This window comes from Methanoculleus sp. UBA374 (assembly GCA_002508705.1).
GTDB classification, from domain to species: domain Archaea; phylum Halobacteriota; class Methanomicrobia; order Methanomicrobiales; family Methanoculleaceae; genus Methanoculleus; species Methanoculleus palmolei.
The window spans coordinates 184,013-198,849 of sequence record DAYL01000033.1; the positions used below are offsets into that span (position 1 = coordinate 184,013).

The following is a 14,837-nucleotide window of genomic DNA, read 5'->3' on the forward strand; positions in this document are numbered from 1 at the left end:
ACGAAGGAGTCGTTCTCTTCCCACCTCGTCGGGGTGTGTAAGGGCCGTGAGGTTCCCGACCACCTCCGCGAGGGCCAGTGGGAGTGGAACGCCATCCTGGACGGTCATGAGAAGATGTTCCGCGACGGGAAGGAGGTACCCTTCAAGCCCGGAAACGCCTTCACCACGCCGCCTGGGGGTCAGGCACGCCGTCGCCGCCGGTAAGGAGGATGCCGCACTGCTCGCAGTATTTGTTCCCGATCCGAAATGATGGCGGGGTTTCCCGTCTCATTCTTCATACCGCATCTCTGCGTCAGGTGCCCGGGGGCACCTTCAATATCCGCCTCATTCTTTTTTTCAAATAAAGGAGTATTAACCCCGCGATGGCGTCATCCGGTTCACCGTCTACCGGGGTATCCGTGGACCCGTGCCCCGGTGAATTCGATCAACTCATTCTTCATTTCCCCCGGTTGTCCGGGCCCGGAGAATATGGCTGCACCGGGCCGGCTACGCCGTTCCGGTGCGCGGAACGTCACTTCCCCCGCCGCGCATACTCCTCGATGATCCACCGGCGAAGTCCCGCACCGGGGCGGCGCCGGGATTTTCTCTGGTATTCCGACGATCGGCACCTCCGCGAGGTCCGCCTCCCCGATAGCCGGGTCCTCTGAGATCCGGGCGATGAGCGGGATATCGCTCGTTGTGGCGACATCGTCCCGCCCCGGTTGATTCTCAGACCCGACCGTCATGCGGAATAGCAAGAGAGTCCGGCAGTCCGGACCTATCTCTCCGATATGCAGCATGCCGAGGACAGCACGAACCACAGGATGTCACAACAGAGCACCTGGCCTTCAAGGAAACCCGGTACCGGTCGCTCTTCTTGACCCGCGTCCTGGAGACCGAAAAGCCCGAGTTCCTGCCTCCTCTCCAGTACCGGAAGGAGCGTTCCTCTCCGTGGACCTGGCACTCTATCTTCAAGTTGCCCTCCGGAGAGATAGCATCGTTTATGATCGGCGTCTCGGATGCTGTCCGCGAGGAGGCTGAAGCGCCGTTCCGGGCATGCGAAGCTTATGTGGCGCAGGAGACGGACTCTTCAGAAACGAATATCTATCTTTAGTGTTGAACGTAGCGTTTCCCCTGCTCCGGGAGTACGGTCTCCGGTTTTCACCTATCTCTGATTAAACTCCTGCAATCCACGCTTTGATTCGGATATTCTCTAAGAATAGCAATCTCTCCTGCGGGGGAGACCCATGCGGAGTTATGGCATTATCGAATATCTACTATCGTTACCTTGGTATTGCTGATCAATAAACGACAGTTATATCTGTAGTCACAACCACAATCCATGCTGTGGACACTTAGTCCGCACACGACAAATCGGAAGAAACCATCTACGGGGTAGGACAGCTGCGGCCCGCCACAAATAAGTGGGATTGATGTGCGAGCCCCAGCCACCGTACCAGTGCTTTTGTTGGCGCTGGTGACGTATCAAGATTTGGGTAGATCTGCCCCCGGATAGGTATCTTTGCCGATTGTCAGGAGATCAGTATGAAGACGCAAATCGGTTATTTTGCATCCCTGGAGCAGTACCGCCCAACGGATGCGCTTGAACAGGCAATCAGAGCAGAAAAGGTCGGCTTCGACTCGATCTGGGTAGATGACCACTTCCACCCCTGGTACCACGAGAACGCGCAGTCTGCGCAGGCCTGGGCCTGGATGGGCGCGGCGCTTCAGGCCACCAAGAACGTGTTCTTCTCGACCTGTATCACCTGCCCTATCCTCAGGTACAACCCGGCAATCGTCGCACAGACGTTCGCCACCCTCCGGGCGATGTACCCCGGGCGGGTCGGGGTCGCCGTGGGCGCCGGTGAGGCGATGAACGAGGTTCCGGTCACCGGAAAATGGCCGAGCGTTGCCGAGCGGCAGGACATGACCGTCGAGGCCATTGAAGTGATGCGGAAACTCTGGGAGAGCAAAGAACCGGTCACCTTCAAGGGCAAGTACTTCACGCTCGACAAGGCGTTCATGTACACCAAGCCCACGGATGAGGTTCCGCTCTACTTCAGCGGCCTCGGACCCAAGGGCGCAAAACTCGCCGGCATGTACGGCGACCACCTCATGACCGTTGCAGCCGCCCCCTCGGTCCTCAAGAACGTCACCATCCCCAAGTTTGAGGAAGGTGCGAAGGAGGCCGGGAAAGATCCGAGCAAGATGGAGCACGCCATGCTGATCTGGTACTCCGTCGACACCGACTACGACAAAGCGGTCGAGGGCAACCGGTTCTGGGCAGGATGCCTCGTCCCCTCGATGTTCAAATACAAGGTCTACGATCCGAAGGAGGTCCAGCTCCACGCGAACCTTGTCCACTCCAATACCATCAAGGAAAACTACATGTGCGCCACAAACGCCGAAGAGATGATCAAGGAGATCGAGCGGTTCAAGGATGCAGGCATCAACCACTTCTGCCTCGGGAACTCCAGCCCGAACGTGAACGCAGGCATCGATATCTTCAAGGAGATCATTCCTGCCGTCACGGATTGAACCGGACTTTCCCGGAACGTCCCTTTTTTTGGCGAAAAACGATGGAAGACCAGAATATTGTCCGGCTCATGGAGGAGGGTCTCGTCTTCTTCCCTGCAGAGAAAGCGGGCAGACGACCCGTGTGGAATTCTAATCCGGCGTGGACCGGTGTCGCTCTGGCGGACCTTGCGCCGGGAGCGGATACGAAGGGGTTATTCTCTTCCCACCTCGTCAGGGTGCGGAAAGGCTGTGAGGTTCCCGACCATCTCCACGAGAGTCAATGGGAGTGGAACACCATCCTGGACGGTTATGGGAAGATGATCCTCGACGGGAGGGAGATATCCTTCAAGCCCGGAGACTCCTTCACCACGCCGCCCGGTGTCAGGCACGCCGTCGCCGCTGATAAGGAGGATATCGCGCTGCTCGCAGTATTTGTTCCCGACCCGAAGTGACAGCAGGGGTTTCCCGTCTCATTCTCCCCGGTACCGCACATCCGCATCCGGCGAAAGTCCGGGTGCGGATTTTTCCGCCTCCGATCATCCTTTCACCTGGGGAACGTCCGGATATTATCTTCTTACCGTCTCTTCCTCGCCCTTTGCCCTTGCTGCGGCGCGGCCGATCCAGATCGTCGCGAGCACCGCGATGATCGTCACGACGATGGCATACGCCATCATTGCGACAAGCGAACTCTGATCTCCGAAGATGATCCTGAAGAGCTCCTGGATGGCTTCGTTCCACGCGAGAGCGGCGACCAGGCCGAATGCGGCCGTGATAAGGGCCGCTATATTTCCAATGACCTCTGCCTTGAATGCCATAGCATCATCACCAGGGAGCGGTGAGCGTCGTTGTATATAATGGTTCCGGGAACGGACGCTCCGGGACGGCGCCGCGCGGCGTTGACGCTCCCGCAGGCCAGATGCGCATCTTCGTCCCGCAGATCCCGGCAGGGGCTCTCACTTTTTTCCGGCACGGCGTCGTGCGGCCCTTCCTTCACTTTCGCTCCGGGCACCCAAACTACATTGGGATCGGCCGTCGACGTATAATGCAATGGATACCCTCGACGACTGGTTCCCTTACCGGGAGTACAGGCCCCACCAGCGGGAGATGCTTGAAGCGGCCGCATCTGTCGCGCGCGACGGCGGTATTGTCATGATCGATGCGCCGACCGGGAGCGGCAAATCGAGCGTGGTCTCCGCGCTCCTTGCCGAGAGCCGGGGACGCAAAGTGCTCGTCGCTGTCCGCACCATCAGCCAGCTCTCCACGTTCATGCGCGAGCTTGAACTCATCCGGGAGAAGCGCGGCGATCTCAGGTTCGCCTACCTCATTGGCAAGTCCAGCATGTGCCCGCTCGGCGGGGAGGGAGATATCTACCGGCGGTGCGAGGGTGTCAAGGCCTTCTCGACGGCGCTGATACGGGAACGGGCGCAGAAGGGATCGCTCGTCCCGGCAAACGACCGCCAGATAAAGCAGCAGATCCGGAAGATGGACCCGGACCACCCGCTCATCTGCCCCTACTTCATTCACGGCAAATCGTTTGTGGAGCCCGAGGACGCGGGATTGAAGATGATCCCGTCGGCAGCCCTGCGCGTCCGGGCCGAGCGGGTGAGCACCGAGTTGATCTGGCCCGACCAGCTCGCCGGGTTCTGCGGCGACATCTGCCCCTACGAGACGATGATGCACGCCGCCCGGGACGCCGACGTGGTCCTCGTGAACTTCTACCACCTCTTTGACGACGTCATCCGGGAGCAACTCTACCTCTCGCTCGGGATCGAGGGGCACGACACCCTGCTGCTCATCGACGAGGCGCATAACTGCGGCGATGTCGTCCAGAGCATCGAGAGCGTGATGATCGAGGAGCGCGACATCGTCCAGGCCGGGCACGAACTTTCCGGGCGCCGGCGGTCCCAGCACCAGGCGGACGCCGTCAGCCAGATCCTGCCGCAGATCACCCGGTTCATGGATGCGCTCAAAGCCTCGCACGAGGTTGAGGACTGGTTCGACCCCGCCATCTTCCAGCGGATGATCCTCTCGGGCACGCTCTACCGGAGCGTGGAGGAGGTCGTGGACGACCTCCTCAAGATCAGCGAGGGGATCCGCGAGAAGAACATGCAGGCGGGCGAATTCCGGGAGAGCGCGATTGAGCGGCTGACCGAGTTCTTCTACCGGATCTTCCGGTCCGCGGCCGACCCGGCGTACCTCACGGTCTACCGGAAGGAGGACGACGGCACGGTGGCGCTTGAGGTGAGAAATATCGACCCGAGTACCAAACTTCAGGATATCGCCCAGGCGCACGCCTGCTCCGTGATGATCTCCGGGACACTCTCTCCCATCGAGAGTTACCGCCGCTACTACTTCGGCGATCTCCCCGTCACCGCGATCTCGCTTCCGAACGCTTTTCCCCCGGAAAACCGCCGCATCCTCTGCGCAAACGATATCACCACCGCTTACTCGATGCGCCGGGACAGAGAGAACCTTGCGCGGGTCGAGGACTACATCACCACGTTTGCCGCCCTCTCGGGGAACCTTGCAATCTACTTCCCCTCCTATGACCTCTTGAACACCTTTGCGGAGCGGTGCACCCCCCGGATCAAAAGGAAACAGATCTACGTTGAGTCCAAGGATGCTACGGCCTCAGCCGCGATGCTTCGTGAGTTCATGGCCCTTCCCGGGACGGGCCGCTCCGGCACCCTCTTTGCGGTCTGCGGCGGCAAGTGGAGCGAGGGACTGGACTACCGGGGCGAGATGCTCGCGGGAGCACTCGTTATCGGTCTCCCGCTCGCGCCGTTCAACCGCGTCCGCCGGATGGTGATCGACTACTTCAGGATGAAGTTCGGCGATGAGGGAGAGTTCATCAGTTACACCCTTCCGGCGGTCAACCGTGCCCTGCAGGCGCTCGGGAGAGTGCTCCGGACGCCCGAGGACCGGGGGATGCTCGTTCTCGGGGACCGGCGGTTCCTGGAACCCCGGGTTCATGCCGGGCTGCCGCCGTGGATGCAGGAGGAGATGGCGGCGTGCACCCTCGACCTCTTCCGAAAGGAGGCCGGCAGATGGCGATCCTGACCGGATCGTGCCGATTCGGCCTCTGGTATGTCCACGTGACGTGGCAGGACGACCTCGTCTATCGGGTACGGTTCGCTCGCACGGGCCTTCCCGGTCCGGTCCCCGATGAGGTCGTGCGCTACTGTGCCGGGCGGCCGGCCGACCTCTCCTCATTCCGGAGCATCGCAACCGAGGGGGACTCAACCTTTGCGAGGATCTACCGTGCGGTTCGTGCGGTTCCCCGCGGGGAGACCGTCACCTACGGCGAGATCGCCCGGCGCGTCGGGACCGCGCCCCGTGCGGTCGGATCGGCGATGGCGAAAAATCCGACCCCGCTTGTGGTGCCCTGCCACCGTGTCGTTGCAAAGACCGGGCTCGGGGGGTTCTCCCCGGACGTGACGATCAAAGAGGCCCTGCTCGCCATGGAGCGCCGGGAGAGAGTGGGAGGAGTTAACAGGTAACTCCGCATATAGTACACCCGAGTCCAATGAAGATCGTGGTCCTGGGTGCGGGGGCGGTCGGCCTGACCGTCGCCGCAAAATTATCCCGCGTCGCGGACGTTCATGCCGTTGCCCGAAAGCGGCATGCGGACGCGATACGGAAACGGGGTTTCCTGATGACCGGAATCTGGGGGGAGGGGGCATACCGTTTCAGCTGCTCCGAGGACCTCCCCGAGATGTGGCGGGATGCCGATTACTATATCATTACCGCAAAGTCTACCGATACCGGGGAGATCTGCCGTCAGTTCGCAGATTCCATCAGAGGCCGGCCGGTGGTGAGCCTTCAGAACGGCATCGGGAACGAGGAGATCATCGGGACCTTCACCGACCGGACCATCGGCGCCATGATCATCACCGGGTTCGAGTGGCAGGACGACGCATCGGTCCATGTCTCGGTGGAGGCGGCGCCCATGAAACTGGGGCGCTACCCGTCCGGCACGAACGACGCGGTTGAGTCTCTTGCGGCCCTCCTCCGGCGGGCCGGTATCCGTGCGGAGGCGACCGCTACGGTTCGGACCGATATCTGGAGTAAAACCCTTTATAACTGTGCGTTAAACCCGCTCGGCGCCGTCATGAACGTTCCCTACGGCGCGCTCACCGACCCGCATGCCTGGGCGATCGTCACCGCAATCGTCCGGGAGGCTTACCGGGTGGCGGAGGCCGAGGGTGTCGCCCTTCCCTGGGAGGCGCCGGAGGCGTACCTGGATTACCTCCGAACCGGGCAGATCCCGGCGACGGCCGCCCACCACTCGTCGATGCTCCAGGACCTCGCTCTCGGGCGAAAAACCGAGATCGACTTCATGAACGGCGCGGTCGCGGCCCTCGCCCGGAAACATGGGATCGACGCACCGTATAACACCTGCATCACGGAATTGATCCACTTTCGGGAACGGCTCTGACGGCCGGAAAGGGAGGAATATGCGGTCTGCGATTGTTCTTGTTGGTGGAGCGGCACGGCGTGCCGGCGGACGGGAGAAGTACTTCTTTACCTTCCGGGGCAGGACGTTCATCGACCGGCTCATCGAGACCCTGCAGGAAGTGGTGGACGAGATCGTGGCGGTCGCACGGGACCCCGGGCAGTGCGAACGATTCTGTCATCTCGAGAATATCCGGTGCATACCGGATATCCGCAAAGACCTTGGACCCATCGGCGGTCTGCACGCGGGGGCGTTTGCGGTGCACGGCGAGTATGTCTTCGTTGTTGCGTGCGATATGCCCTGCGTCAATCCACGGGTGGTGACGATGCTCTTTGACGCCGCTGTCGGCTACGATGCTGCCATTCCGTGCTGGAACGCCGATATGCTCGAGCCGCTTCACGCGGTTTACCGGACGGGCGCATTGATCGGGTACCTGGAGGAGCATGAGTCGCTCTCGCTCCGCGCAATGGTGAGGAGTCTCAATACCCGATACGTGCACATGGAGGAGATCCGCAAGATCGACCCGGACCTGCTGACGTTTACGAACATCAACAACCTGGAAGACCTGGAGACGATCGACCCGTCGGCGGAGCAGGGCCGGGACGATGTATCCGGGTAGCAGGGATTAGCCGGCGTCCGCACCCGGCTCATGCGCCGGCGGTATGCAAAAACTCCTTCTCCCTCGGGGCACGTCTTCTTCGCGTGAGCCCGTGTCGCTTCCTGGAGCCCTTTTTTCCACTAACTATTCTCAGGGTAATTCGTGCGCCCCGGCAACCCCGGGCTGCTCCGGATTGGAGCAGGGCGGGAACCGGCGGAGACCTCCGGGGCGTCGGGCCGGTACGCTTCCCCGAAAAATATATATGCTCTCTCTCTCTAGTCTGGGCCCGATGTCATTTGGGGAAGTGGCTTTGACCCGCTCTACCGCCGGGCGCCCGGGCGGTTCCGGGATTACATGGGCAATGCGTTCCGGTTCGAGGACCCGCAGCCGCGAGGTCGGCAGGTTCCTGACGCCGCTCCTTCTGCTCTGCTGTCTATCGGTGGCCCTGTGCGGTGTCGCCGCAGGCGCGGAAGAGGACTATGCTCCCCTCTGGGGAGTGGGGGTCAATGATGCCGTCCGGTCCGTGGCTATCACCCAGGACGGCTCCAGGATTGTTGCCGGTGCGGGTTCGGGGATATACCTCCTGGACCGGCAGGGGAACGTCCTCTGGAAGATCCTCGTCGGTTCCCGGGTAAACGGCGTGGGGATATCTCCCGAAGGGTCCTACATCGGTGTCGCCGCAGACAAACTCTATCTCTATGACGGGAACGGAAGCCTGCTCTGGACCGAGAAGACGACTTTTATCTACCGGAGCGTGGCGCTTTCGTCGAACGGCACCTATATTGCCGCAGGGTGCGATAACGGTGCGGTCTATATCTTCGACCTGGACAAGAAACAACTCTGGGATTACGATATGGGGACCGATGGTTACGGTATTGCAATCTCGGAAAACGGCCGTAAGATTGCCGTTGGCTGTGACGACCAGGGAGTCTACTACCTGAACAGCCGGGAGGGGGAATCCTGGAGTTACGGGACCGGCAATCTCGTGAAGAGCGTGGCTCTCACCCCCGATGCGCGGTTCGTGGCGGCCGGGTCCTACGACCGCTGCGTCTACCTCTCCACAGGGGAGGGTGAGCACCTCTGGAAATATCCCACAAAAGATGCTATCATCGCGGTAGCCCTGACAAACGAGGCCGATGAGATCTTCGCCGCATCCGGCAGGACCGTCTATGTCCTCGACTGGACGGGCGCGGAACTCCAGAAGATCGCCCTCAGCGGTCGTGCCGAGTCTCTTGCCGTGACTCCCGACGGCTCGTTCCTTGTCGTCGGTGGCGGCGACGGCGATCGGTTCATCCGTCTCTTCACCGACGATGCGTCCCTGCTTGAGGGCAGGGAGCCGGTAGAGGTTGCGGCGAACGAGACCGGACCCCAAAACCAGACGGCGAGCGACACGCCCGCTCGCCTACCCCCCCCGGACAACGGTACGGCTACGGCCGGAGTGAATGCTTCAGCCCGGGATGAAGGGGCCCCGCTCACCTCCCAGGTGGCCGGGTGGCTGGAGAACATCGTAGCCCTCCTCTTTAAGCCCCAGGAAGACTTCCTTGCCTGATGCCCGCGCGGGGGGCACTTAGACCCTGTGCCTGCTCCCGCTCGCGTCGCGCGTGTAGTGTCCGAACTCGCTCTCGATCAGGGCGTCGCCGGAAAAGACGGGGCCGTCCCTGCAGACCCGCAGGCCGTGCGGGTCGGTGCAGCACGAGCCGCAGAGGCCGATCCCGCACTTCATGTAGCGGTGGAGGGAGAACTGTCCCCGCTCCGCACAACCTTCCCGGTCGAGGGCGGCGAGCACCGCAGCCATCATGATCTCCGGCCCGCAGACACAGATGTGGCTGAAGTCGGCAAGGTCGATCCGTGACACGAGCTCGGTCACGAACCCATGGTGACCGGCGGTGCCGTCGTCGGTCGCGACCATCAGCGTCGCCGCTTCCCGTATCCGGCCGGCGAAAAGGAGTTCTGCTGCGGTCCGTGCGCCGAGGAGGAACGTATCCACCTGCCCGGCCGCAACAAGCGGCAGCAGCGGGGAGGCACCGACGCCGCCTGCTATGGCGAGCGTCCTCCCGGAGACCGTAAAACCGTTTCCGTACGGACCCCTGATCCCGATCCGGTCGCCCTCGTGCATCGCAAAGAGGGCGGCGGTCGCATCCCCCACTTTCTGGACGGTGATCGCGGACGGGGAGGAGAGGGCCATCGGGATTTCGTCCACGCCCGGCACCCAGACCATCACGAACTGCCCCGGGCGGGCGGCGATCTCGCGGTCGAAGACGAACGTCCTGACCGACGGCGTCTCCTCTACGATTTTTTGTATCGTAACCCCAACGGGCATCTGCTCATCCATGGGCGCACCCCACGATCTCGCGTGCATCGATGCCGTCGTGGCTGTAGAGGTCGTTTGCTATCGTCGAGAAGATGCCGATATCGTCGACGACCGCGCTCCCGATCTCGACGGCGCTTGCTCCCGCCATCATCATCTCGACGATGTTATCGGCGGTCGAGACACCGCCGCACCCGATAACCGGGATGGAACACGCCTCATAAAGGTCGTAGACGCACCGGACGGCGATGGGAAAGATAGCCTTCCCGGAGAGCCCGCCGAAGCGGTTCCCGAGCACCGGCCGGCGGAGCGCCGTCGAGATCCGCATCGCCTTTACCGTGTTGACCGCAACGACCGCATCCGCTCCGCCGCGTTCCGCAGCCGCTCCGATCCCCCCGATGTCAGCGACGTTCGGGGTGAGTTTCACCCAGGTCGGGACCCCGAGAGCGGTCACCGCCTTCGTACACTCCTCCACGAGAGCCGGGTCGCTTCCGATCGCGGCTCCGTAGCCCGCCGCGTGCGGACAGGAGAGGTTCAACTCGAACCCGGACGCCTTACCGGAGAACCATCCGGCGACCGTCCGGAACTCTTCGGGGGTCCCTCCGAAGATGCTCACGATCACCGGTTCGCCCGCGAGAACGGCCAGCTCGTCCGCGAACGCGGCGGAGGGGTTCGGCAGGCCCATGGCGTTGATGATACCGCCGTCGACGACAACCAGGCAGGGTCCGGGATGGCCCGGGTTTGGGCCCGGGCCGATGGATTTCGTGACCACACCCCCCGCACCGTTCGCGAGGACGCGGGCGAGCGACGCCCCGGTGGTTCCGAGGATGCCGGCCGCCAGCAGAAGGTGGTTCTTCAACCGGACGCCGCCGACCTTGATGGGGCCAGGATAAAGCGTAACCATTGAAAAAAGGTAGGAGTGAGGTATTATTATACTCTCGCGCCAAGGTATAATAAGGAATGAATACGCTCCGCTCTCCGGAGCCCGGGTAACCGGTATGGGCGGCGGTGAGAGACCTTACTTCCCTGTTGGATCGTTATTTTCCGTATAGCAGGGTGCTTTCACGCGCGCAGAATCGTTTGCCGTTATCTGAATGTACAGGACCGATACTATGACCTCGCTCGCAATTTTAGGGGTAGGAAAGGTGGGAGGCGAAGCGGCGTTTCTCTCCGCCGCGCTCGGTCTCGTCGACGAGATCGTCGTCTACGACGTGTACGAGCCCCTCCTCCGGGCACAGGTGCTCGACCTGCAGCACACGGGCCTCGACGTCGCGATCTCAACAGAGATGGCGGCGATGCGGGATGCCGATATCTTCGTCTTTGCAGCGGGCACCCCGAGGACGCCCGCTATCAAGACCCGGGCCGACCTCCTCGAGGCCAATGTCCCGGTGGTGGAGCGCTGCAGCAGGCACCTGCAGGGATTTTCCGGGGTCGTCATCACCGTCACGAACCCGATGGACGCAAACAACTACGGCCTCTGGAAGATGCTGGGTATCGACCGGCGGCGGTGCATCGGCTTTGGCGGCCAGCTCGACAGCGCACGGTTTGCCCGTTTCCTCAAAGAGGCCGGGATTTCCGGGCCCGCCTGGGTGCTCGGCGAGCACGGCGATCACCAGGTGCCGCTCTTCTCGAAGACCGGCGCCGATCCCGGTGTCGGGGAGCGGGAGGCGATCCTCTCCCGGATGCGGGGGGCGAGCATGGAGGTGATCCGCGGCAAAGGCGGCACGGTCTTTGGCCCCGCATACCACATCGCCATGCTGATACGCACAATCCTCGACGACCGGCGCGAGGTCCTCCCCTGCTCATGTGTGCTCGACGGCGAATACGGCCTATCCAACTGCTCGCTCGGGGTTCCCGCCCGGATCGGCCGCGAGGGTATCCTCGGCATCGAGGAGTGGGATCTGGACCCGTGGGAGGGTGCGAAGATGGCGGAAGCGGGGGCGTTCGTGCAGACTCTCTGCAGGAGATTCGATGTCTGATCAGGTGTCGGAGTCCCGTATGAGCGTTCCGTCGACCCTGGACGATTTCAGCAGGGCCCGGATCGGCATTCACCAGGTTGAATACAGCGTCGGCGCTGAGACCCCGATCATCCACATCTTCGGCCGGGACGCTTCCGGAAAAGCCGTCCAGGTCGATGTAACCGGCTTTCGGCCCTACTTCTACGTGCCCGCCGACGAGGTGGAGAAGCGTCGACCCCCAGAGGGAGTTGAAGTGGAGCCCGGGACGACCTACCGCTCCATCCGCGGCGAGCTGCTCCGGCGCCTCTACACCCGGCGCCCCAGCGATGTCCGTGACACCCGTAGCCTGTTTCGGGAGCACTACGAGGCCGATATCCCGTTTGCCACCCGTTTCATGATCGACTGCGGTCTTTCCGCCGGCGTGGAGCTCCCTGCCGGAACCTCCGTGGTCGACTACCGCGAACTCGCGCCGTCCGATGTCGTAGCCCCCGCGCGCACCTGCATCATGGATATCGAGTGCGTGGACGAGCAGGGGTTCCCCGAGCCCGAACGGGACCCGATAATCTGCGTTACCTGCTGGGATTCTTTCGACGAGGACTATGTGACCCTCCTCTGGCAGCCCGGCGGGGTGCAGGGCGATGTCCCGGACCTCTGTGTCAATGGGCGGCACCGGGTCGTCCGGTATCCCGACGAGGTCTCGATGCTCCGGGGGCTCGTCGACTACGTCCGGAAGCGCGACCCGGACATCCTCTCGGGCTGGAACTTCGTGGAGTTCGATATCCCCTACATCCTGAAACGGATGGCGACGCTCGGCCTCCGGGCCGAGGACCTCGCGCGTCTCCCCGGACAGACCGCGCGGGACGCCGTCCGGGGCAGGGCAATCTTCGACCTTCTCTCCGCCTACCGGAAGATGCACCAGGCCCAGAAGGAGTCCTACCGGCTCGATGCGGTTGCCGACGAGGAACTCGGAGTGACGAAGGTCCGCTATAGCGGAACGGTCACCTCGCTCTGGCGGTCCGACCCGGCGCGGCTTGTGGAGTATAACTGCCGGGACGTCGAACTCTGTGTCGGGATCGATAAAAAGGACAATATCATTGAGTTCTACCGGGAGATCTCCCGGTACGTCGGGTGTCCGCTCGACCGGACGCTGAACTCGTCAAACGTCATCGATATCTATGTCCTGCGGAAGGCGTCGGGCAGGTTCGTCCTCCCCTCGAAGGGGCTCGCCGCCGGGGACGAGTTTGAGGGGGCGACCGTCTTCGAGCCCGCCACCGGCCTCCGGGAGAACGTGGTGGTCCTCGACCTGAAATCGCTCTACCCGATGGCGATGATGACGATCAACGCCTCGCCCGAGACGAAGAACCCGGAGGGCGAGCTGCGTGCTCCAAACGGCGTCCGGTTCTCCCGGGAACCGGACGGGTTAACGAGGAGCATCATCGCCGAACTTCTCGAGGAGCGGGACGAGCGCAAGCGCCTGCGCAATCAGTACCCCTTCGGGTCGCCGGAGTACGTCCTCTACGACCTCCAGCAGAACGTCCTGAAGGTGATCATGAACTCTTACTACGGGGTCTCGGGCTACACCCGATTCAGGCTCTACGACCGCGAGATCGGGTCGGCCGTCACCTCGGTCGGCCGGGCGATCATCAGGCACACCCGCGACGTCATCACCGGTCTTGGCTATCAGGTCCTCTACGGCGATACCGATTCCTGTATGGTCGAGGTTCCGCCGGGGGACCTTTCGGAGACCATTGAGCGGGCGAGGGCGATTGAAGCCCGGCTGAACGCGAGTTACGGCGATTTCGCGAAGACCGAACTCAACGCCGACAGGCACTACTTCTCCATCAAGTTCGAGAAGGTCTACAGCCGCTTCTTCCAGGCCGGCAAGAAGAAGCGCTACGCCGGGCACCTTGTCTGGAAGGAGGGCAAGGACGTCGACGAGGTCGATGTCGTCGGGTTCGAGATCCGGCGGAGCGATTCGCCGCAGATCACGCGGGAGGTGCAGCGCGACGTCATCGAGATGATCCTCCGCGGGGACGCGTTCGAGGACGTGCAGGGATACCTGCGCGACGTCATCAGGAAGTACCGCCGCGGGGAGTATTCCCTCGACGAGGCAGGCATTCCCGGGGGGATCGGAAAGAGCCTGGAGAGTTACGAGAACGACGACGCCCATATCCGCGGCGCCAAGTACTCGAACAAGTATCTCGGCACCGATTTCAAGCGGGGCAGCAAACCCAAGCGCGTCTACATAAGGACCGTCACGGCGAAGTACCCGCGGACGGATGTGGTCTGCTTCGAGTACGCCGACCAGGTGCCGCCGGAGTTCGTCGTCGACTGGGAGACGATGCTTGAGAAGACGCTCAAGGGGCCGATCTCACGGATCATCGAGCCGCTGGGGTGGGACTGGCACGACGTCGATCCGTCGCGGACGACGCTCTTCGATTTCGGAATGTGACCGTCCAGGGGCGCCCCGGTGGTGGCGCGACCCGCCCGGCCGGAGCAGATGCCCACCTTCTCTTGTTCGCCCCGGCTTTTTCGTGGCTCGGTTGCGAGCCTCCGGAATCATTAAATAGTTTCTTGCGCACCCATTCTATTGCAGTAGAATATAATGTAACATTCTATTGCCGGGGCTCACTGCCCCTCCGAAGGAGTGTACGCAGATGGCGATCAAGTTATTCGATTCCGAACTGAGAGTGATGGACGTTCTCTGGCGGGAGGGGGACACCACCGCGAAGCGGATTGCCGAGGACCTCAAGGAGCAGGTGGGCTGGAGCAAGACCACCACCTACACCGTCATCAAGAAGTGCCTTGACAAAGGAGCTATCGAGCGGCGCGACCCGAACTTTGTCTGCCGCCCGCTGATCACGCGGGAGCAGGCCCGGGAGTTCGAGACCACCGAACTGATCAATAAACTCTACGACGGTGCCGCCGACCAGCTTGTCGCTTCGATTCTCGGGCGCAGGAACCTCTCTCCCGAAGAGATTGAACGTCTGAAGCGGCTTGTCGAGAGTCTGGAATGAGGTG

At 62.3% G+C, this 14,837-nt stretch carries 15 protein-coding genes and 1 pseudogene; 12 read left to right on the forward strand and 4 right to left on the reverse strand.

What is annotated here, in order from left to right:
* Nucleotides 1-204, forward strand: a pseudogene (locus tag BRA42_RS12445) (hypothetical protein); the annotation flags it as partial.
* A 173-nt stretch (nt 205-377) separates the two neighbouring features.
* Here BRA42_RS12445 and BRA42_RS12450 read toward each other — a convergent pair.
* Nucleotides 378-800: a hypothetical protein gene (locus tag BRA42_RS12450; protein WP_342772159.1), complete on the reverse strand. Its 423-nt coding sequence runs from the start codon at nt 798-800 to the stop codon at nt 378-380.
* A 56-nt stretch (nt 801-856) separates the two neighbouring features.
* On the opposite strand from BRA42_RS12450, the gene BRA42_RS12455 reads away from it, so the two are divergent.
* From BRA42_RS12455 to BRA42_RS12465, 3 genes are all read left to right on the forward strand, one after another.
* Nucleotides 857-1,093 carry a hypothetical protein gene (locus BRA42_RS12455; protein WP_342771166.1) on the forward strand — a complete coding sequence of 79 codons (237 nt, stop codon included), beginning with the start codon at nt 857-859 and terminating at the stop codon, nt 1,091-1,093.
* Nucleotides 1,094-1,524: 431 nt separating this feature from the next.
* Nucleotides 1,525-2,517, forward strand: a complete 993-nt coding sequence (locus tag BRA42_RS12460) for a TIGR03557 family F420-dependent LLM class oxidoreductase (protein ID WP_342771167.1) — start codon at nt 1,525-1,527, stop codon at nt 2,515-2,517.
* Nucleotides 2,518-2,558: 41 nt separating this feature from the next.
* Nucleotides 2,559-2,948 carry a cupin domain-containing protein gene (locus tag BRA42_RS12465; RefSeq protein WP_342771168.1) on the forward strand — a complete coding sequence of 130 codons (390 nt, stop codon included), beginning with the start codon at nt 2,559-2,561 and terminating at the stop codon, nt 2,946-2,948.
* A 114-nt stretch (nt 2,949-3,062) separates the two neighbouring features.
* Here the strand turns inward: BRA42_RS12465 and BRA42_RS12470 are convergent, their stop codons facing one another.
* Nucleotides 3,063-3,311, reverse strand: coding sequence for a DUF5654 family protein (locus BRA42_RS12470; protein ID WP_292409741.1), 249 nt, complete (start codon nt 3,309-3,311; stop codon nt 3,063-3,065).
* Nucleotides 3,312-3,543: 232 nt separating this feature from the next.
* On the opposite strand from BRA42_RS12470, the gene BRA42_RS12475 reads away from it, so the two are divergent.
* The 5 genes from BRA42_RS12475 to BRA42_RS12495 all read left to right on the forward strand — a co-directional run bounded on the left by BRA42_RS12475 (nt 3,544) and on the right by BRA42_RS12495 (nt 9,099).
* Complete coding sequence (locus BRA42_RS12475) at nt 3,544-5,556, forward strand: ATP-dependent DNA helicase (RefSeq protein WP_342770436.1); 2,013 nt, start codon at nt 3,544-3,546, stop codon at nt 5,554-5,556.
* Complete coding sequence (locus BRA42_RS12480) at nt 5,544-5,996, forward strand: methylated-DNA--[protein]-cysteine S-methyltransferase (protein WP_342770437.1); 453 nt, start codon at nt 5,544-5,546, stop codon at nt 5,994-5,996. The genes BRA42_RS12475 and BRA42_RS12480 overlap by 13 nt, the downstream gene beginning before the upstream one ends.
* 26 nt (nt 5,997-6,022) lie before the next feature.
* Nucleotides 6,023-6,934 (forward strand): 2-dehydropantoate 2-reductase, encoded by a 912-nt coding sequence (locus BRA42_RS12485; RefSeq protein ID WP_342770438.1) that lies wholly within the window; start codon nt 6,023-6,025, stop codon nt 6,932-6,934.
* A gap of 19 nt (nt 6,935-6,953) precedes the next feature.
* Nucleotides 6,954-7,571: a molybdenum cofactor guanylyltransferase gene (mobA, locus tag BRA42_RS12490; RefSeq protein WP_292409737.1), complete on the forward strand. Its 618-nt coding sequence runs from the start codon at nt 6,954-6,956 to the stop codon at nt 7,569-7,571.
* 268 nt (nt 7,572-7,839) lie between these two features.
* Nucleotides 7,840-9,099: a WD40 repeat domain-containing protein gene (locus BRA42_RS12495; protein WP_292409736.1), complete on the forward strand. Its 1,260-nt coding sequence runs from the start codon at nt 7,840-7,842 to the stop codon at nt 9,097-9,099.
* 18 nt (nt 9,100-9,117) lie between these two features.
* Here the strand turns inward: BRA42_RS12495 and BRA42_RS12500 are convergent, their stop codons facing one another.
* Together BRA42_RS12500 and BRA42_RS12505 are read right to left on the reverse strand one after the other, a co-directional pair.
* The gene (locus BRA42_RS12500) at nt 9,118-9,882 is read right to left on the reverse strand and encodes a dihydroorotate dehydrogenase electron transfer subunit (RefSeq protein WP_292409735.1); all 765 of its coding nucleotides are present in this window, start codon (nt 9,880-9,882) and stop codon (nt 9,118-9,120) included.
* Nucleotides 9,875-10,762, reverse strand: a complete 888-nt coding sequence (locus BRA42_RS12505) for a dihydroorotate dehydrogenase (RefSeq protein ID WP_342770439.1) — start codon at nt 10,760-10,762, stop codon at nt 9,875-9,877. The genes BRA42_RS12500 and BRA42_RS12505 overlap by 8 nt, the downstream gene beginning before the upstream one ends.
* A 208-nt stretch (nt 10,763-10,970) precedes the next feature.
* On the opposite strand from BRA42_RS12505, the gene BRA42_RS12510 reads away from it, so the two are divergent.
* The 3 genes from BRA42_RS12510 to BRA42_RS12520 all read left to right on the forward strand — a co-directional run bounded on the left by BRA42_RS12510 (nt 10,971) and on the right by BRA42_RS12520 (nt 14,833).
* Nucleotides 10,971-11,837, forward strand: a complete 867-nt coding sequence (locus BRA42_RS12510) for a malate dehydrogenase (protein WP_292409758.1) — start codon at nt 10,971-10,973, stop codon at nt 11,835-11,837.
* 19 nt (nt 11,838-11,856) lie between these two features.
* Nucleotides 11,857-14,268, forward strand: a complete 2,412-nt coding sequence (locus BRA42_RS12515) for a DNA-directed DNA polymerase (protein ID WP_342770450.1) — start codon at nt 11,857-11,859, stop codon at nt 14,266-14,268.
* Between the two features lie 205 nt (nt 14,269-14,473).
* Nucleotides 14,474-14,833, forward strand: a complete 360-nt coding sequence (locus BRA42_RS12520; protein WP_292409730.1) for a BlaI/MecI/CopY family transcriptional regulator — start codon at nt 14,474-14,476, stop codon at nt 14,831-14,833.
* Nucleotides 14,834-14,837: the final 4 nt, after the last annotated feature.